Source organism: Streptomyces sp. NRRL S-646 (genome assembly GCF_000720765.1).
Taxonomy (GTDB): domain Bacteria; phylum Actinomycetota; class Actinomycetes; order Streptomycetales; family Streptomycetaceae; genus Streptomyces.
In genome coordinates, this window is the sequence record NZ_JODC01000011.1 from 36073 (window position 1) to 55557 (window position 19485).

Annotated in this window: 12 protein-coding genes; 10 read left to right on the plus strand and 2 right to left on the minus strand. The window is 64.1% G+C overall.

Annotated elements, in window-relative coordinates:
• Nucleotides 1-13 precede the first annotated feature (13 nt).
• The 8 genes from IH68_RS0128875 to IH68_RS0128910 all read left to right on the plus strand — a co-directional run bounded on the left by IH68_RS0128875 (nucleotide 14) and on the right by IH68_RS0128910 (nucleotide 11657).
• The gene (locus tag IH68_RS0128875; RefSeq protein ID WP_030940716.1) at nucleotides 14-1204 is read left to right on the plus strand and encodes a cupin domain-containing protein; all 1191 of its coding nucleotides are present in this window, start codon (nucleotides 14-16) and stop codon (nucleotides 1202-1204) included.
• Nucleotides 1201-2109, plus strand: coding sequence for an aldo/keto reductase (locus IH68_RS0128880; protein WP_030940718.1), 909 nt, complete (start codon nucleotides 1201-1203; stop codon nucleotides 2107-2109). Before IH68_RS0128875 ends, IH68_RS0128880 begins: the two co-directional genes overlap by 4 nt.
• A gap of 4 nt (nucleotides 2110-2113) precedes the next feature.
• The gene (locus IH68_RS0128885) at nucleotides 2114-2914 is read left to right on the plus strand and encodes a phosphotransferase (protein WP_051833781.1); all 801 of its coding nucleotides are present in this window, start codon (nucleotides 2114-2116) and stop codon (nucleotides 2912-2914) included.
• A 1167-nt stretch (nucleotides 2915-4081) separates the two neighbouring features.
• Nucleotides 4082-6262: an ATP-dependent nuclease gene (locus IH68_RS0128890; RefSeq protein ID WP_063763552.1), complete on the plus strand. Its 2181-nt coding sequence runs from the start codon at nucleotides 4082-4084 to the stop codon at nucleotides 6260-6262.
• Entirely contained in the window at nucleotides 6259-8148 is a 1890-nt protein-coding gene (locus tag IH68_RS0128895) for a UvrD-helicase domain-containing protein (protein ID WP_030940726.1), read from the plus strand. Before IH68_RS0128890 ends, IH68_RS0128895 begins: the two co-directional genes overlap by 4 nt.
• 258 nt (nucleotides 8149-8406) lie before the next feature.
• Entirely contained in the window at nucleotides 8407-9408 is a 1002-nt protein-coding gene (locus tag IH68_RS0128900) for a DUF4238 domain-containing protein (protein ID WP_078912643.1), read from the plus strand.
• Nucleotides 9409-9674: 266 nt separating this feature from the next.
• Nucleotides 9675-10430, plus strand: coding sequence for a DUF5131 family protein (locus IH68_RS0128905; protein ID WP_030940731.1), 756 nt, complete (start codon nucleotides 9675-9677; stop codon nucleotides 10428-10430).
• A 99-nt stretch (nucleotides 10431-10529) separates the two neighbouring features.
• A complete protein-coding gene (locus IH68_RS0128910) occupies nucleotides 10530-11657 on the plus strand; it encodes a three-Cys-motif partner protein TcmP (protein WP_030940732.1) in 1128 nt (375 codons plus the stop codon).
• 285 nt (nucleotides 11658-11942) lie between these two features.
• On the opposite strand, the gene IH68_RS0128915 is transcribed toward IH68_RS0128910, so the two are convergent.
• Together IH68_RS0128915 and IH68_RS0128920 are read right to left on the minus strand one after the other, a co-directional pair.
• On the minus strand, nucleotides 11943-17192 hold the full coding sequence (locus IH68_RS0128915; RefSeq protein WP_078912644.1) for a serine protease: 5250 nt from the start codon (nucleotides 17190-17192) through the stop codon (nucleotides 11943-11945).
• On the minus strand, nucleotides 17164-17517 hold the full coding sequence (locus IH68_RS0128920; RefSeq protein ID WP_051833784.1) for a CU044_2847 family protein: 354 nt from the start codon (nucleotides 17515-17517) through the stop codon (nucleotides 17164-17166). Before IH68_RS0128920 ends, IH68_RS0128915 begins: the two co-directional genes overlap by 29 nt.
• A 590-nt stretch (nucleotides 17518-18107) precedes the next feature.
• Here IH68_RS0128920 and IH68_RS0128925 point away from each other — a divergent pair.
• Nucleotides 18108-18386, plus strand: a complete 279-nt coding sequence (locus IH68_RS0128925) for a hypothetical protein (protein WP_030940739.1) — start codon at nucleotides 18108-18110, stop codon at nucleotides 18384-18386.
• Nucleotides 18379-19431 (plus strand): polyprenyl synthetase family protein, encoded by a 1053-nt coding sequence (locus tag IH68_RS0128930; RefSeq protein ID WP_030940743.1) that lies wholly within the window; start codon nucleotides 18379-18381, stop codon nucleotides 19429-19431. Before IH68_RS0128925 ends, IH68_RS0128930 begins: the two co-directional genes overlap by 8 nt.
• Nucleotides 19432-19485 lie beyond the last annotated feature (54 nt).

A 19485-nucleotide genomic window follows, 5' to 3' on the forward strand; every position in this document is an offset into this window, starting at 1 on the left:
GGGAGGAAACGCGTTGTCGCCGCTGAATCTGGCGGCGCGCCTGGGCCAGGACGAGTTCCTGGCCCAGGCGCTCCACCGCCGCTACCGCCACGTCCCCGCAGCCATCCAGGACCCGGACAAGCTGATCACCTGGGACGACGTCAACACCATCCTGGCCACCCACCGCCTGGAGCCACCTCGTTTCCGCCTGTCCGCGGACGGCGAGATGCTGCCGGCCTATCGCTACACCGCGCCGGTTACCACCCGCCGGCACACCATCTGGCAGCGCCTGCACCCCGCGGAGCTGCACGCCCGGCTCGCCGAGGGCGCCTCCCTGGTCATCGACGCCGTCGACGAACTACACCCGCCCGTCGCCCGCGCCGCCATGGAGCTGGAACGATGGCTGCGCACCGGGGTGCAGGCCAACCTGTACGCCTCGTGGACCGCGCGCGAGGGCTTCGGCGTGCACTGGGACGACCACGACATCGTCGTCACCCAGATCGACGGCGCCAAACGCTGGAAGCTGTACGGCCCCACCCGTACCGCCCCCATGTACAAGGACACCGACGAGCCCGAACCGCCGCCCGAGAAGCCGGTTGCGGAACTCGTGCTTCGGCCTGGAGACGTGCTGTATCTACCGCGCGGCTGGTGGCACTCGGTGGCGGCCTCCGAGGGCGAACACTCCCTCCACATCACCTTCGGCGTCCAGACCACCACCGGCGCCCAGCTCCTGTCATGGCTCGCGGACGACCTGCGCCGACATGACGTCCTGCGCGAAGACCTGCCCGTACACGCGACCGGCGCCGCGCAGGCGATTTATCTGGAGCGGCTGCGCAACGAGGTCACCACCGCCCTGGAGGACCCAGAGCTCATCGGCCGGTATGCGGCGATGCGCGACGGAACCGACCTCACCCGCCTGCGGCCGAGTCTCCCCCACCTCACCAGCGTCCCCGCAGTCCCGAACGTCCGTATCAGGCTCGCGACCGCCCGGGCGTATCTGGAGCCCGGCGAGGACGGGGTGGTTTTCCGGGCCTGCGACCACGAGTGGGAGATGGCGCAGGAGGCCATGCCGCTGCTCCAACAGTTGATGTCGGCCGCGCCGGCCGCCGTCTCCCTCGGCGAGCTGGCCGAGACAGCCGGAATCTCCGTCGCGGATGCGGCGGCCGTCGTCTCCGAACTCATGATCGGCCAAGCGATCACGGTGGAGAGGAAGGACGCGCGATGACGAAGGCAGCCCTGGGCCTGGGCACCTACCGCATACGGCCCTCCGCACTGAGCGACGCCGTGGCCCGGGTAGCCACAGATCCAGCGACAGCGTGGATCGACACCGCGCCCAACTACCTCAACGGGCAGGCACAGTCGCTACTGGAGTCGGCACTCGCTCGGCACCCGATCCCGGTGTCCACAAAGATCGGATTCCTCACCACGAAGACCGCTGAGGACGCCATTGACGACGGAGCCATCGCGACCGGCGACGCGGAGCGCGGGCACTGCCTGAGCCTCCCGTACGTCCGCTGGCAGTGCGCCCGCAACCGAGCCGAACTCGGCCGCGACCGCCTCGACCTCGTCTTCGCACACAACCCCGAACGCTCCGAAGGCGACCCGTACGATGCGCTGCGCCAAGCCGTCGCCGCTCTCGAAGCAGAAGCGGCAGTCGGCGCCCTGACCGCGTACGGCGTCGCCACCTGGGATGGTTTCGACACCGGTGCTCTGAGCGTCCCCGCCCTGCACCAGCTGGCCACCGAGGCGGCCGGCACGGAGCAGCACCACCTGCGAGCCGTCCAACTCCCCGTATCCCTCGTCACCGCCACCGCCTTCGTCCAAGCCCTGGACGGCGAAGGCCCCATTGCTCAGGCCGCCGAACTCGGATGGCGGGTGTACGCCTCGGCGCCCCTCTTCGGTGGCGAACTGCCGAACCTGGCGACGCGCGAACTCGCCGCACTGCTGGACCCCGAACTCACCACCGCCCAGGCATGCCTTCTCGCGGCAGCCTCCTGCCCGGGGGTGACACGAATTCTGCTCTCCGCCTCCACCCCGGCACACTGGGCCGAGGCACAAGAAGCCCTGCGGACACCCGCCATCCCGGCCCCCACGCTGCGAAAGGTGCTGGATGTACTCGCTCCCGACTAACCCCGTGGACCAGCAGCGCATGCGCCTGGCCTTCGCGCAGTCAGCGCAGGCCCTGGGCGCCACGGTGGCAGGCCCCGAAGTCTGGGGCTGGTACGGCCGAACCCTCAGCGCCCGCGCCCAATACTCAGACCAGAGAGCCTGCTGGCTCCGGCTGCTCTCGGCCCCCGAAGACAAAGCCGCCGGAAAGATCTGGGAAGGCAACCGCGAGGCCGCCGCGCTCTTCGACGGGCGCGTCCGCAAACCGCTGCTGTACGACACCACGCAGTCGAGCACCGATGGCTATTCGTACCGGGCCGAACTGCACCAGTACATCGCCGAGCCCGTCTCCTCCGCCAGCCCAGTCCTGCGCACGGATCCGGATCGTTCGACCCGTTGGTGGGAGTCACTGCGGACAGACCTGGAGTACGTCAACAGCACCCTGACCGACCGTGTGGCCGTACGGCAGGAGTGGGTGGATCGCACCGTCCCGCGCTTCCTCCACATGCCCGGCCCTCGGATCACGGACTGGACGACGGCCCACGGCGACCTGCACACCGCCAACCTCACCAGCCTCACCCCCTACCTCCTCGATTGGGAAGGATTCGGCAGGGCACCAGCCGGTTACGACGCCGCCATGTTGCTGGTGTACTCCCTGCTTGTCCCCGCATTCGCCCGCCGCGTGCGCGACACGTTTCCCGTGCTCAAGACAGAGCACGGACGCGTCGCGCAGATCATCGTCATCACCGAGCTGCTGCAGTCGGCCTCGCGCGGGGACCATCTCGAGCTTGTCCCCGCATTGCGCGACTTGGTCGCGGAGGTCGCTTGACCCAACAGTGCTCAAGAGTGTTTCCCCTCCATCGAGAAGCGCGGGTGCAATGCGGCTGCGCACCGCGCACATGGCCCTGAAAACGCTGCGACTGCCCGAGAACCATCGCAAGCCAGGTACAGCCACGAGCGGCACATGACATCTCCGGACGGCCGAGACGCCACCTAACCGCGGCAGGTTCAGTAGGGGATAGCCAGCCCGTCCGGCTGAGTCGATCAGCCGCACGTCGCGGCCCTGCACCTGCCGCATGCAGGACCACACACGATTGCAGGGGAATCTGTTACGGCGTGGTACCGACGTGGGAGCCCACAGACGCCGTCGGCTGCCGGCTGGGTGTGCCCTGCGTGCCCGTTCCACCGCCGCTCAGGAGCGCCAACAAAACGAGCACGAGTACCAGACCAACCCCTCCACCGGCTGCAACGGCAATAGGAGCACTGAGCCGACGACTCAGGTGCGAGACAGAAGCGGGGAACAGCCCAACCGGGCATTGACACGACGGTACAGGCGCCCACTGACACTCGCCGCTCATCCAACTCCCTTGATCTTCAATGGAGTTAGCCCTGTATACGCGCTCCTTCGCACGACCCCGCGGCGCATGCCGAGAACGGGCAGCCGACCAACGATCAAGCTGGAGCACGTGAAGACCTCATCGCGGCTCGAAACTGGCGCCTGCTCAGCGACTCTGTAACTCCCTGCCATTCCGGGCTCGAGTCAACTTGCCCATCCGGTCAGCCGCAAAGATCGTCGACGGCCTCGCACCACCAATTGGAGACCACCACGCAACCATGGCAGGCGCGAGGGAATGTTGAACTCACGAATCGGCAGCCACACTGACCACCAATCAGATAGCCTGATCGGCCCCGACGACAAGGAGACCAAGAAGCTGGCCCGGACGAGCCACCTCGACGGCCAGGAAGGCACAATATCGCCATGCAGTGAGCATTTCGAACAGTAGATCGAATATGATGGACGGCAGTCGATGATCCACATTATGGGTTACATGCAGGGCCCCACTGGGACCAGCCATTAAGCGCGGACACACATTGCCAACACAGGCTTCCAGGCACCCGAAAGTATTTTCGAATCCGCTTGAGGTGGCCACCGCGATCAGCAAAGGGTGCGCGCCGCAATAGGCAGTCCAAACAAACGAGGAAGTACAGGGGCCCGGTGCATATTAAGTCGTTTCGAGTTCAGAATTTTCGCCGTCTCAAGAATGTCCGAGTAGACCTCGATAAAGAGACAACGATTTTCGTCGGAGCGAACAACAGCGGCAAGACTTCTGCGACGCATGTCTTCCAGCGTTTCCTGGACCCCAAGGTCCGATTTCAGATCTACGACTTCACCGCTGACTGTTGGGACACGTTCAACAGATTCGATCCCACAACCAGTAGCGCGGAGACAGACCTACCCAAGATCTACTTCGATCTCTGGTTTGAGGTCGACAACGATAATGTGCACCGCGTGCTCGACCTACTACCAGGGCTTGACTGGAATGGTGAACCCGTAGGTGTACGCATGGTCTACGAGCCGAGGAACCCATCCTCATTAGTGGCGAATTACCAGAGTGCATGCAAGGACAGGAAACCGTCCGCGGAAAACCCTGATGCCACTTATAAGCCGTGGCCTCAGAATCTCACTGACTACCTTAAAAAACGACTGACAAACGAGTACGAGACTAACTATTACGTGCTCGACGCCCGGCAATGTGACACCGAACTGATCCCCAAACCCGAGTACGAGCCGTTCCATCTAGGATCGAATTCGACCGGCGCCGGCGCGATAGTCAGCGCGCTCATCAAAGTTGACTTCCTCAATGCCCAGCGGCATCTCACAGATTCAGAGTCGCATGGCCGCGCAGAGGACCTATCTCGACGGCTGAGCAAATACTACCAGCGCAATCTGCAAAAGTTCGAGGCGGACCTGGATGCTTTGAGCGCAATCGCCGACTCCGAATCTGCCCTCAACGAACACTTCGCTCAAGCCTTCGAATCAATCCTTAAGAGCATTGAGACCTTGGGCTACCCGGGAGCTACCAATCCCAGTCTTACGGTCAGGGCCTCTTTCAACGTGCAGAACGTCCTGAGCACGAGCGCCCGCGTCCACTACGCACTTCCTTCTATCAACGACGCCCCGTTCTCAGAATCGTCGCTGATCCTGCCTGACCAATACAACGGCCTTGGCTTCAAAAACCTCATCTACATGGCCGTTGAGATCTTGGACTTCCACCACGCATGGGAAGACGTCGAGGGTCAGCGTCCGCCTGTACACCTCATCATGATCGAGGAACCAGAGGCACATCTGCATGCCCAACTCCAGCAGGTTTTCATCCGCAAGGTATTCGAATTGCTACCCGGCGCGAAGCCGGGATTCCATACACAGCTAGTCGTTACCACCCACTCATCGCACATTTTGTACGAACGGAGCTTTAAACCGATCCGGTACTTTTGCCGAGACAAGGGTACTGGCTCACTGCATTGTAGTGAAGTTAAAAACCTCTCGGTGTTCTACCGTCAAGAAGAAGAGACAACACGCGATTTCCTCCAGCAGTACCTGAAGCTCACTCACTGCGACCTCTTCTTTGCTGACGCCGCAGTCCTGGTTGAGGGGAACGTCGAGCGCCTTTTGCTGCCGCTCATAATCGAACGCAATGTGCCTGACTTGCAAAAATGTCACCTGACAGTCCTAGAAGTCGGCGGTGCGTTCGCCCACAAGTTCCAAGAGTTGCTCGAATTCCTAGAAATCACAACACTCGTAATCACCGACCTGGATAGCGTCACGGCGGCCCAGGGCAATAAGACAGAAAAGGAAGATCTCGAGAGAGGCAAGGCGTGCATGACAACCGAGTCAGCCGCAATCACCTCCAACGAGGCACTCAAGCACTGGTTCCCGAAACTCGCTTCGATCGACGAATTACTCGGCCTTCCGGACAGCGAAAAGGTAGTCAAGGTTGACAACAATCGCGACGGCAGCATCCGGATCGCCTACCAGACCCGCCGCCCCGCTACATGGGGGACCGACGTGGCTGAGCTCGCCGGCCGGACACTCGAGGAAGCCTTTGCCCTCGAAAACCTGACCTGGACTCAAGAGCAGTCGAGAAAGATCATCGGACTTTCCATTCCGTCATCGGGCCGACTTAAACTCCAAGCCCTACATGAGGCAATTTTCACGCGAGTCCGAAACCTTGACAAGACCAGGTTTGCATTGGGCCTCATTGCCGAGCAGGACGATACATGGAAAGCTCCCCAATATATCCTCGACGGTTTGGGCTGGCTTCGTGACCGGTTGCTGCCCTCGTCGTCCGCGTCTGCCGTTCCCGCATCACCGCCAGAGCCTGGAGTGGACGAATGAGTTCACGCGCCTCTGCTCCCGACACGCCCGCCGATATCGAGCTGCGCGGTCTCATAGACGGAGATCACCTCAAATCCTTTGTCATGGTAGCTGGTGCTGGCTCTGGCAAGACGACGTCATTGGTCAAAGCACTTGACCATGTGGTGAATAGGCACGGTTCCCGCCTCAGAGCCCGAACACAGAACGTAGCCTGCATCACCTATACCGAAGTAGCCGCCAAAGAGATCCACGCGGACGTGGGTAACAACGCACTCGTTGAAGTGTCTACCATCCACAGCTTCCTGTGGTCCCTGATCAAACCTTTTCAGAGGGATATCGCGAAGTGGGTCAGACGCCATCTAGAGAATAAAATCCGGAAACTCACAGAGAAACAGGCGGCTTACTCGTCGCGGACCCGGAAGACGACTAGCGAGAAAGATACTGCCGACCTTAAGAAGTTCCACACCCAGATTGAACTCCTCGGCAAGGTCGAACACTACTCGTACGGGACCGGAAGCGACTACGTGAAGGGGGTATTGGGTCACGAGGATATCGTCACCATGGTTCCCGAGTTGATCATCAGCAGCAAGCTTCTCGCCCGGGTGGTCGCCAACAAGTTCCCATACATCTTCGTTGACGAGAGCCAGGACACATTCCCAAAGGTCGTTGAGGCTCTCAAGCATGTCTGCACCCAGGCGCAAGGAGCCGTCTGCCTGGGATTTTTCGGTGACCCAATGCAGCAAATCTACCAGCGCGGTGTGGGATTGATTTCCCGGGAGCCAGGCTGGGATCAGATTGAGAAGCCGGAAAACTTTCGCAGTTCGAACAAGGTGCTCGAAGTAATCAACCAAGTGCGCTCCGGAGCCGACGGTTTGGTCCAGGTGCCTGGTCGTTCGGCAGATAAGCGAGTAGAGGGTGAGTTCTTCTTCTTCGTTCTGCCTGCGGATGACCGGCGAAGTGAGCACCTGGAGCACGTAAGGATCTGGTTGGAGCAGCACAGCAACGCTGGTAGCTGGGCTGCGAACTCGACTGATGACGACGAGGGCGCGAAGATACTCGTGATCGTGCACCGGATGGTGGCCAGGCGTATGGGATTCAAGCAGCTCTACGCCGCATTCCATGACAGTGGCTCGAAGAGCTTGAAGGAGGCGTTTGACGAGGGAAACGCCTGGCCGCTTCGACCATTTGAAAAAGTGATTCTTCCCATCTGTGTAGCTGACACCGCTGACTCACCGTCCGTTATGGCCGTTCTCCGCGAGAACGGTGGTGTACTCGATATGGAGAATCCGGGCCCAGATATCAAGACGCGGATGAAGTTTGCGCGCGAGGCCGTAGAGCAACTCCGAAAGGCCGTAGAAGCCGGCGGGCCAGGCTCTGTGGGCACTGTCGTGAGACTGGCTGTCAAAGCAGGTCTCGTTGCTGCGGATCCACGGCTCTCCGCATACCTGGAGCCGGAGGGTGAGCACGCGGACATCGTCTTGCCGTCGGAGACAGTGGAGGTTCTGGATGCCTTCGCTGCTTGCGACATAGGCGAGCTGCCCGCCTATTTCCAATATATCGGACAGCAGTCGCCATACTCCACGCAACACGGAACCAAGGGCGCAGAGTTTCCCAAGGTCATCGTGGTACTGGATGACGAAGAGGGGAATTACAGCCTCTATTCCTACGAGAAATTGTTTGGGATCAAGGACCTCTCTGACGCTGACAGGCATAACTTGGCCGCCGGAAAGGACTCTGTCTTGGAACGCACTCGGCGACTTCTCTACGTGTGCGTGTCACGTGCGGTTGAATCACTCGCCGTTGTCCTATTCACGGGTGACGTGGCTGCGGCAAAATTGGCGATCGAACAGTCCGGAATCGCCCCTGGGGGGAGGGTTCTCACCGAGGCCGACCTTGCTCTGCTATGACGTTCCTGGGAAGCCCGCTGAAGCAGGATATTTACTGAGCAGCCGTGGGCTGAGGCAGATCTCAGCCTCGATCCTTCTTTCGGTTCACCGATAGAGGCGGCAGACCGTTTGGGCGCGGCACCGGAGACCTCACTCCGGCACGTCTTTCTAGGCAGCCCAACACCGCCCACTGCGCGGCAGCAGCAAGCACCATTAACAGCTACTCCACGGCACGCTGTTTACTGACCGAAGGGCATCCACTCACGAGAGGGCTGACACATGGGGAGAGCGTCCGCAGGAAAGAAGGCGGCCAAAGCTGGCGGAACGCGTGATCACACCGTCCCCCAGATGTACTTGAGGCACTTCGCCGAACATCGAGCACGCCGGCAGTACGAATTGCGCGTGCGACGCCTCGACAACCCGGATAGAGCCTTCCCCGCGGCACCGAGCGCGATCGGTGCCGAGCGTGGCTTCTACTGGGGCACGACCATTGACGGCGTTCCCCATCACGACTGCGAGGAGCTCTTCACCTCTCTGGAGGGCCATGCTGAGACAACCCTCAAGACGATCCTCGACGACAAGAACTGGGCTCTGACACCACAGTGGCCGCTTCCCTCCGAACAACGCAGTGCGCTCGCCTGGTGGATGGCCGCACAGATCCTGCGCACAACGCGCCAGCGCAAGCGGCTGTCTCATTCTCAGCAGCCGTCCGAGGGCGTCCATGACCTGCCCGACGACATGGCCCGGATCGCCGCGAACAACCCACACCTGCGCTACATAGTAGAGAACATCGCTGTCTTGGCCTTCGTACTCCACAACCGCCCATGGGGGCTGGGCTTCAGCGACATGTGTCTGCTCACCAGTGATGTACCAGTAGTCATTTGGAACCGCCCCGACGCTGACGATCAGGTCCTTGCTGTGGCTCAGAGCGACCTCATGCTCCCCTTGGACCCGCACCGACTCCTGTTCCTGCCGAGCCCGGCTGGCCAACTGGCCGACCCGTACAAGCGCGCAGACCACCTCCTGCACGTGACTGGTGCAATCGGAATGGCCCTGGTCGAAATCGCCTATGACGTAGCAGATCAGTTCGTCGTCCACCATCCGCAGCACGACCCCTGGCGTCACTGGAAGCCGAACAGTCCCCGCCACCCGAGGCCATGGGCCGGAGAGAACCATTCGTCGCCAGAGTACGCGTTTCAGTACCCGGTGTTCCCTCCGAACCAGAACATCGAACGTCGGTGGACCGTCGAGCATCCGCCACCCAAGAGTGCTGCATCCTGACGAGTTCCTCCGCGCACCGCCCCACCCCACACGGCGATCCGCGCTCCCTACCGCACCGGCCTGACTGGCCCACCGACGGCTTCTATTGACGGCGTCATCAGGGATCGACTTTCGATCCCAACACCCCCTTCACAGAACACCTGTTCGACGTGAAGGATGGGGGTGATCGCGTGCCAGTTCGGCACGTCGCTCGTTAGGCAGCGCAGTCGAAGCGCCGGGTGGGAAAGCGCTGATGACCAGTGTCCACCCGCTACGGGAGGGGACCCATGGGCGATCGCAGCACCATCGAGTGGACCGAGGCGACGTGGAATCCCACCACAGGATGCGACCGGATCTCCCCCGGGTGTGACAACTGCTACGCCTTGACGTTATCCAGGCGTCTCAAGGCCATGGGCGTTGCCAAGTACCAGACTGACGGGGATCCCAGGACATCAGGCCCTGGCTTCGGCCTCACGCCTCACCCTGACGCACTGGCCATTCCCCGTCAGTGGAAGGCCCCACGGATGGTCTTCGTCAATTCCATGAGCGACCTCTTCCACGCCAAGGTCCCCCTGGACTTCGTCCGGCAGGTCTTCCAGGTGATTGCCGAGACTCCCCAGCACACGTACCAGCTACTGACCAAGAGAACCCGCAGGCTGCGACGTGTGGCCGGCGACCTCGACTGGCCCTCCAACCTGTGGATGGGCGTGTCCGTCGAAGATGCAGAGCACCTGGATCGTGTAGACGACCTTCGACAGGTTCCCGCTGCCGTGCGCTTCCTGTCCTGTGAGCCGCTTCTCGGTCCGCTTACCGGTCTGCAACTGGACGGCATCGGTTGGGTTATCGCCGGAGGCGAGTCCGGGCCCCACCATCGCCCCGTACAGGAGCAGTGGCTGGTGGACATCCGCGACGCCTGCAACCACGCCGAAGTGCCCTTCTTCTTCAAGCAATGGGGTGGCCGCAGCCCGAAGTCAGGGGGCCGTGAACTCGACGGAGCAACCTGGGACGAGATGCCACCCCGACTGCCCGTCGCAGCCCACTAACGGCCAAAGTCCAGCAGACGCCGTACGCACTCTGGTGGCATATGGCAACGGTGTGTGACCCTCTCCCCAGCGGGGCCAACGGGAGTAGGGGGACCGATCGTGGCCGTACCGAAGGATGCCGTGTGGGAACGCGATCCGCACACGGCGGCCAAACATGACTTACTGAAGCGGTACTTGGAAGCCTGGGCGCCGATTCTGCTGTCACGGCTCGACGTGATCAGTTACGCCGAAGGCTTCGCGGGTGCCGGCGTCTACAAACAGGGCGAGCCCGGCTCCCCGGTCATCGCTTACGAAGTCTTCGCCGAGGCTCTGCACAGGTTCCCGAAACGCATGCGCGTGATCCTCATGGAGGAGGACACCCGGCGCGTCAAGGAGTTACAGCGCCAGATGGAGCTCGTCCGTTCCCGGCATACGGACGACATCACCAAACGAATAGCGGTGGACATCCGTCACGGAGATTTCCACCCGGCCCTCCTGCAGAAGCTGCGTGGCATCGGCGCATTGGGGAAACCTCTCTTCGTCCTGCTGGACAGCTTCGGCGGGCCCGACATCCCCTTCTCGCTCCTTCAAGAGCTGGGGCGCCACCCCAGCACCGAAGTCATGGTGACCTTCGAGCCCAGCTTCCTCACCCGGTTCGCCGAGAAGCACGACGGTCACCGTCAGCTCGGCGACGAAGCCTTCGGAAGCCAGGAATGGCAAGGCGTCTTCCAGCAACCGCCCTCAGGCAAGTTCACGTTCCTGCGGGAGCAGTACCGGAACACGCTGCGCCAGGCCGGCTTCACGCACACCCTGTACTTCGAGATGGTCGACGAGGGCGGCAGGATGCTCTACCTGATATTCGGCACCCAGCACGAGCTGGGGCTGGAGAAGATGAAGGATGCCATGTGGAAGGTGGACCCTTCCTATGGCGTCCGGTACCGCGACCCCAGGGACACTCAACAGCAGATGCTTGATCTCGTATTCGAACCGGATACGGCCCCGCTGCGACGGATCCTGCACGACTTCATCTCCGAAACGCCCGACGGGCGAACCATCCCCGAGCTCAAGCGATACGCCCTCTTGGAAACCGTCTACCGGCCCGCCCAAGTGATCGAGGCCGTCCGACAGCTGCGTGAGGCGGGCGCCGTGACAACGGAACCTCGTGCCATCAACGCCAAGACGCAAGTGAGCCTGGCAACGACGCCGCCCACTACCCGTCCGTCAGCCGAGCAAGGCGCCCTCTGGTGAGAGGCTGCGAGGGCACATCCAGGGCACATGAGCCTGGGAAGCGGCGTTGACCCGTGAGAACTACCGAGAGGACTTTTCCCAGGTCAACGCACATTTCTCTACGAATCACCAGGTCAACGCCCTCCCACCCCCAATCGCTGCACGACTGACAGGACGTCTGGCACCTGGCCGCGTAGTACGGGCCGGTAGCCGCTCCTCGGGTGGCCACCCGGCCAGAACGAATTCAACACACATGAAGACGGGAAATCCCGTGGCCACGCGAGAACTGTTCGTAGGCCGGGAGATTCAGCTCCACCAACCGCCAACGTCATGCAATGCCTTGAGGAACGCGCGGGATACGCCACCGTCGTCCGGAAGGAGCGCGGCACCCGCAGTTGCCAACAGTGCCATGTCCGTAACGACGAGCGGCCGGGGCATCCGCGCCAGCCCCCGCAGGGCGCGGTCCAGCGCCGTCACATCGACAGTGCCGGACGCGATCCCGTCCCTCAGGGCCGACACATGCGGTCGAAGCAACCGCTGCCGCCCGTCCGGCGGACGGATGCCGACGATCGCGTTCAACGTCCGTACCAGTGCGTCGGGCCTACCCGCGACACTCTGGACAACGGGCACAAGCGCGGCCGCACGCTGTTGGTCCTGCACGATCACCTCCACCGCGTCTAGGGCGGAAGCGAGGAGGGCGCCACGCACCGGGGTTCGGGCATGGCGGGCGAGGGCGCACAGAAGGGCTATCCGTGTTTCCGGATCAGCCACCGCTTCCACCGAAGAGCGAAGCTGGGCCACCCTGTAATCGTCGATGCTAGGCAAGTTCCGCTGGAGCAGGCCGAGCAGTCCATCAGTCGCAGATCCCGGTGAAGGGGCCGCTCGAACCACGTGCAGCACCTCCGTCCACAGCCGGTCCGGCGTGTGGCGCCCGGTCGCGGCGATCAATGCCCCAAGCGCGGTGAAGCGATGTTGGGTGGACTCGATGGCGAGCACCGCTTCCTCAACGTCTCCAAGGAGATCCACAGGCAGATCCGCAACGAGCGTTGCCAATTCCTCCGGCTCCAGGGCATTCCGTCGAAAGAGAATGCACGCAATCTTGCCCCGGTCTCCGGTCGGCAACCGGTCCAGGACATTGCGCCGCTCCGGCGGCCCGTAGTGTTCGAGTGCCACGGCGGCCATGTCGAGCAGGTGGTCACGGCTCTCGTCGTTCACGAGCTTGGCCAAGTCGATGAGAGGGACCAGCCTCACCCCCCGGTCGCCCCCTAAAGCGGCGTCCGTCAATGGCTTTAAGAAAGACGCGAAACGCTCGGTGTTGACGTGGTGGCGCACCGCCGCAGCGGCAGCAACACGGGCAGGGAAGGGCAATTCCTGTGCTTGGCTCAGGACGTCCTCGACCTGGTCGGCGGCCACCAGGGGAATCAGGGACTTGATTCTGGGCAGAGCGGGGATGCGGCCCAGGGCATCGCCCAGCAGCAAGGTTCGCGCATCCGGCGCCAAGAGACTGAATACTCTGGCTACTTCGTCGGCCAAAAGGTGCCGAAACCGCTTCTCGTCCTCGGGCGGCACGATCTCGCACGCGCGCACCCGGTTCACCGCCTCCGCGACGCGCCTTGCAGGGAGTCGGGACACGAGGCGGACCAATAGCCAGGGCCGAAGCCACGGCTGGGCCTGTTCCGCTACCCCCCACAGCAGCGCAGCGAGGTCATCAGAGAGCCGGTGTGGGAGAGCACCGAGCAACGCTTCCACCGCCGACCGTACGGACAGCTGCACCCGCTTATCGCCAAATGACGGATCCCTGGCAGCGATTCCTGCGAGCAATGGAATGACGCACTCGCGGATCAGCCGCTCCTTGTCAGCGGCCGTCGAAATCATGCCAGGTCCGGTGCGGTCTCCGCTGAGCATCGCCAGCCGGTACTCGACGCGCGTGAACCGCTCGAACGTCCTGCGCTGCTCAACCTCGACCTGGCATTTCAGCTCAGACGGGAGCGGAAGCTGTGCTAGTCGTTGCAGGGCGTCGGCGCGGATCGTGATGTTCTGCTCGGCAAGAACCTCCGTCAGCGCATACCGTCCCAACTCGGCACGGTGTCGCTCCGGCGCCCGCAAAAGGCACGCCATAACGGCTTGCAGTCGGGCACCATCCTCCGTAAAACGCGACACCCGCGCCATCGCTGCCTCGATCGCCTCGTCCGCCAAGGGCACGTCGTCACGGTCGAGAAAAGACAGCACCTCCCGGTCGCTAAGCCGGCCCGGCCGAAATACTAGATCACGCTCCAGGTCGGCCAGCACCTGTTCGGAGGCGTGCGTGCTCACGTCACTCAGCGCTTCAGCCCTGGCGTGCGCGTCGTCGATCAACTGGGCGCAGTCCAGCGCCTCGCGGAGCAAGACGTCAGCAGCCTCGCCGCGGTGGCAAACCGCCAGGGCAGTCAAAGTGGCTGCCCGAGCGGGGTGGTTCAGGTCACGTGCGCGTCGCAGGAGCCGCCGGACGGCGCCCGAAGACTCTCCGTGCCCCTCCGCAGCAAGCAGGTGGGAGTGGAAGAGCAGTGACTCGATCCGGTCACCACCGCCCGATGCCTCCAGGGCGCCGCACAAGTGCCGCCGGACCGGTCCGGGAAGAGCGGCTGCGAGGTCTTCCGAGTCGGCAGGCGGCATGTTCCGCAGACCGTCGTACACGGCGCTCGGCAAGGGCGCGTCGCTCCCAATCCAAGGTCGGGCTTCGATAAGGAGGCGGTGCCGGACCTGCGGAGTGACATTCACGAGCTCTGACAGGAGGTCGTAACGCTCGTCCGGACCCGCGAACTCCGCCAGAGCGAACCGTGCCCGCACGATATGGCTGACGCCCGCGACCTCGACCTGCCGACCAAGCGCCTCCTCGACTACCGCCTGTACTCCCGCCTCCGGAAGGCGACGGGCGAGGGCGCAGAGAGCCCGGATCGCGATTAGGGGATCCGGAGTCTGTCGCGCCAGTCGCACCGCCCGTGGCAGCAGGTTCTCCGGCAAATGACCGGCCATCAGCACCAGGGCACGGCCTCGCCGCACACCATCCTCATCGGCGGCGCAGGAATCCATAGCCTCCTGTGCCAGAGCCAGTCGTTCGTCCCGCGGCAGACGGACGCTCAGGGCTGCCAGGGCGATCGCACGCGGGCAGGGAGCCTCCAACAAACGTGCGACGGTCACCGCGCGCCGGGCCGACTGCTCTGACAGGTGAGGGCTCAGTCCGGCCAGCGTGGCAGAGCGGCGGGCCGTAGCCTGCACAGTGGCCGCGATGGCCACACACTCGTCGAGCCATTCCGGGCCGACGACTCCAGCCAACCGCACTATGGCAGCGGAGCGCCGATGCTCGTAGGTCATGCGGCGGCACAGCGCCAGCGCCTGCGCGGGCGGAAGGATTGCCGCACTGACAGCCGCGTCCAACAAAGGCACGGGAATTCCGTCGCTGCGGGCCGCCACACTCGCTCGGGCGAGGGCGCTGAGGAACCGCACCTCGAACGCCCGTTCATCACGCCGTGCTTCAGCGCGCCGCCAGGCCCGCTCACTGTCGTTGAGAAACGTGCTGTCGCCGCCCTCCAATGCCTGACAAGCGCGCAACCAACCGCCGTGGACGAGGGCGTAGAGGTCCTCATCGGGACCCTGGGCTCGCTCCAGATGCGCACCGTGAAAACGGATGGCGTATGGCGAGACTTCGGTCGTTCCCTCCCGGGACTGCGCCAGCGCGCGCCTGCCATGGGCAAGAAACCGTTCGTCCCAAGCATCGCGTTCGGCCTGTCCCATCAACTCCCGGAAGTACGTGCCAAGTCGGGGATGGGAGTAGACGAAGCCCGTCTCTCTGCCATCGCCGATGACGAAGCGTCCCACCTCCGTGGTCAGGGCACGCAGTCTCAGCCACGACAACGGCCGGGGCATGATGCCTGCCAGGTCGTCGTGGCCGAGCGGGCCGAGCGCGCAGGCCAGGACGTTCAGGAAGTCCTCAAGATCCTGCCGTTCGGCGGTCGGATTTCGGTTACGGTCGCGCCACTGCCGTTCCTGCTCGTCCCACCAGCGGGTGAAGTAGCCCTCCAGTCCCTTGCTGATTGACGGCAGTTCGTCCGCACTGATCGCTGCAGCGCGCTCGCCGTAAGGCAACAGCGCCTCGACGTAGAGCCGGACGAGCAAGGGGTCGCCTTCGCTGAGCCGGTAGAGCTCGCTGACGACGTCCACCTTGGTCGCCAGGCCAGCGAGGGGATCGCCCATGACGTGCAGTACCTGTCGGACTCCCTCCCGGTCCATGGGGGGCAGGGGCAGGCTGACCGCCAGGGAGTCCCAGTTCAGGCGGGTCAGCCAACCTCTGTCATCCGCATCACCGGCCAGATGGCGAGCCGACACCAGCACCCGCACGCCCCGCCCGGGAGCGGCAGGGAAGAGGTCGGGGCCCGGCTGCCAATCGGTCGCCTCGTCGAGGCCATCCATCACTACCAGCAGGGGGCGCCCATCAGGAGGCTGGCGCCGCAGGTAGCCATGGCATGTCTCCTTCCACTGCTCTGCGGACATGTCTGTGGCGCCGGGCGACTCTCCGTACACCTCGCCTAGCCGGGTCGCCAGCGCCGGAAACACCACGCCCGCCTGTGCGGTGTTAAAGCGAATGCTCACCGGTATGACGACAACGTGCGCCCGTTCCTGGCGCGTCACCTCCTGGGCCCAGCGCACCAGCAGCGCCGACTTTCCACGGCCAGCCTCCGCCGCAACCAGTGCGTAGGGCGGTGCCTGCGGATCCGCCAGCCATGACGTCAGCATGTTTATCTGCGCGTCCCGGCCCCCGAATGGCACAGGAGTGCCGTCCCGGCCCAGGTACTCCACTAGGAAGTTCTCGATACGGCCTGCGTAGCTGGCACTGAGCGCAGTGAGGCCAGCGAGCAGCGAGGGCACAGCGTCGGCGGCCTCCCGCCAGCGGTGGTCCCCGCGGTGGAAAGCATCGTGCGCGAAGACCACCTCGGGGTGGAGCTCACGCAGCAGTCCGACGGGCACGCCCCAGCCGCCGGCCGGCAGGACGGCGTCACGCGTCGTCTTGAGTACACCGCACACGCCCATGGTGCGCAGGCTGAGCAATGGCCCACCGCTCATGCCCGGCACCGCCTGTCCGCCCGCGAGTTTTAGCAGTCCATGGCCGACCTCATGCACACCTTCGTAGGTGAAGGTGACCGGCTCCAACTGAGCCTGCTCCCTGGACCAGGTGCGGGTGTATCCGCAACCGTGCACGCGGTCCTCCCATTGCGGCTCGTCGAAGTCGAGCCGCACGCAGGGGTGCCCACTACGCTCGACCTCGAGAACGGCCAGGTCCGGGTAGGGGTACGGGCCGGGAGCCACCTCACCCTCGGGAGTGGGATGTACAGCGATGAGCCGGGCCTGTGCTCCGCCTCCCTGCCACTCTGCCCACAGCGGCTGTCCGACCTCTGCGCCATACACGACATGGGCGCACGTCAATACCGTGCCGGGCGCCACAAAGAACCCGGTACCGCCTGCCGCTCCGGAACCGCTGATACGGACCAGGCAGTCAGCCAGAAGTCGTCTGATCCCCGGCATTCCTGGCGCCGCTCTCCCACTCCAGCGTGACTTTAAGTGACGCCTTGCTCCCGCTGTCCACGAAGACGCTCACGAGACTGCCCCCTTTCACCCCCAGTTCGAGACCGAACTCGACCGTGGCCTTGGAGGGCTTGATCCTTTCCAGGCTATCGACGATTACCGAGCCCACACCGTGCAGCGCCTCGCCAACGGCATCGAAGGAGAGCAGCCGATCAAGTCCGACATCCTGTGGCCCTCCTGGAAAGGTCGCATCCAGCTGCTGAACCCTGGCCATCATCAGCTTCCCGTTGGGAAGTTCGACGTCCACTGTCTTCTCTTCGCCCACTCCGCGCCCTCTCACCAGCGTGTGCAGCAAGTTTGGCGCCTGCCCGCCTAGTTGGCTACCGAAAGACGATCAGGGATCTGGTACCTCTGCTGGGCGGCAACCCCTCCGCTGGCAGTCCAACATCAGTTGCATGAGCAGTTGGTAGGGGTCAGACAGGTGCTGCGCAGAACGGATTCGGCACACATGAGGCCGGGAAACCCCGCAAACACATGAGAACTACGAAGGGGTGTTTTCCCAGGCCAGGCACCCCGCAGTCGGCGTTTCCGCAGGTCACAGCCCCGCCCAAGGAAAACTCCTAAAGCGGGTGTCGCAGGTTCGAATCCTGCCGGGGGCACAGAGAAACAACAGGTCAGAGGCTCTTTCGTCCGGCGGACGGAAGAGCCTTTGCGCTTGTGGCACGCATGCGGATCGTGCCGCGCCGGCCCAAGGGGCAACGAGGTGCTCGGGCCGGCGGGACAGGAGATACGCACACATCTTCGGCGTGATCACCCGATGGTGAGTTGTTCCTGGTTTCCCATCGGGGGGACGCGACGCTGTGAGCGGTGGCGGGTGACCGCGCCACCTCGTTGATCGGTTGGTGGGGGGATGGCGTGACTCAAGAAGCCGGGCGTAGCGGGGATGCGGCCGAGCAGGCGGTGCTGTGGGTGGCGGGCCTTGCCGACCTGGCGGTGTGTGCTCTCGGTTCGGCCACCGGCACCGTGCGGGGATTGCTGCGCCGCTCGGACGTGGCTGAGCTGGCGGCTGACGCGGAGCGGGATGTGAAGGCTCGCGGGCGGCTTGCGCTGGACCGGTATGCGGTGGTGCCGCCTGCCCATCTGGAGGTCCTCGCCCGGAAGGCCCTGGAGCGGCGGGCTGCCGACTGTGGATGACCGGTATGAGGCGGCCGTGTTCAAGTCCCGCGTTGATGAGGTGCTGAGCCGGTTCGTGGCGCACGAGGCGGATCAACTGCTGGCGATCGACGCGGACCTGGGCCAAGTGGCCGAGCAGGTCGAGGTTGCCGTGGCGCATGGCAAGCGGCTGAGGGCGGCGTTCTGCTACTGGGGCTGGCGGGCCGCCGGTCAGCCTGACAGCGACGCTCTGGTGCGGGCGGCGGCTTCCATGGAGCTGGTGCACGCCGCCGCGGTCGTGCACGACGACATCATCGACGACAGTCCATTGCGGCACGGCCGGCCCACCGCACATGTCGCCCTGCGAGCCGCGCTGCCTCGTCGCCCCCGTGCCACGACCGCGGCCAGGTCGCTGGCGATGCTGGTGGGGGATCTGCTGATGTCACTGGCCGGTCAGCTGTTTGCCACCAGTGGCTTGCCCGCGGCCTACCTGGCCCGAGCCCGTCCCCTGTGGGCGGCCCTGGCGCGGGAGCTGATCGCGGGTGAGTGCCTGGAGGTGCTGCGCACCGGTGCAGAGCCGGACACGGCGGAGTCGTTGCAGGTGATCCGGTACAAGACCGCGAAGTACACCGTCGAGCAGCCTTTACTGATCGGCGGTGCGCTGGCCGGCGCCGGGCAGCGGCTGCGCGAGGGCTATTCCTGCTACGGGCTGCCGCTGGGCGAGGCGTTCCAGCTGCGAGACGATCTGCTCGGTCTGTTCGGGGATCCGGCGCTGACCGGCAAGACCAACATGGACGACCTGCGCGCACACCGGCCCACCACCCTGCTGGCGGAGACCTGGCGCGTGGCCGACGAGACCGAGCGGGAGCAACTGCGCACGCTGCTGGGCCGGCGCGATCTGGGGCAGGACGGCCTGGACGCCGTACGCGCGGTGATGAGCCGGCTGAAGGCACCCGACCGGATCGAGCAGATGATCGGTGCACGGGTTGAGGAAGCCACCCGCGCTCTGGACGACATGGACATCCCGGCGCACGCCGCACGAGCCCTTACCGGCCTGGCGCGTTCCGCAGCCGTGCGCCGGCAGTGACCTTGGCGGAGGGCGCCGCGCCCGGTGCCTGTTCGGCCCCGCATGTTCCGCTCA

Coding starts and splice junctions, on each gene's coding strand:
- IH68_RS0128880 (WP_030940718.1), top strand. CDS start 1,201: ATGACGAAGGCAGCCCTGGGCCTGGGCACCTACCGCATACGGCCCTCC.
- IH68_RS0128895 (WP_030940726.1), top strand. CDS start 6,259: ATGAGTTCACGCGCCTCTGCTCCCGACACGCCCGCCGATATCGAGCTG.
- IH68_RS0128900 (WP_078912643.1), top strand. CDS start 8,407: ATGGGGAGAGCGTCCGCAGGAAAGAAGGCGGCCAAAGCTGGCGGAACG.
- IH68_RS0128905 (WP_030940731.1), top strand. CDS start 9,675: ATGGGCGATCGCAGCACCATCGAGTGGACCGAGGCGACGTGGAATCCC.
- IH68_RS0128915 (WP_078912644.1), bottom strand. CDS start 17,192: ATGCCGGGGATCAGACGACTTCTGGCTGACTGCCTGGTCCGTATCAGC.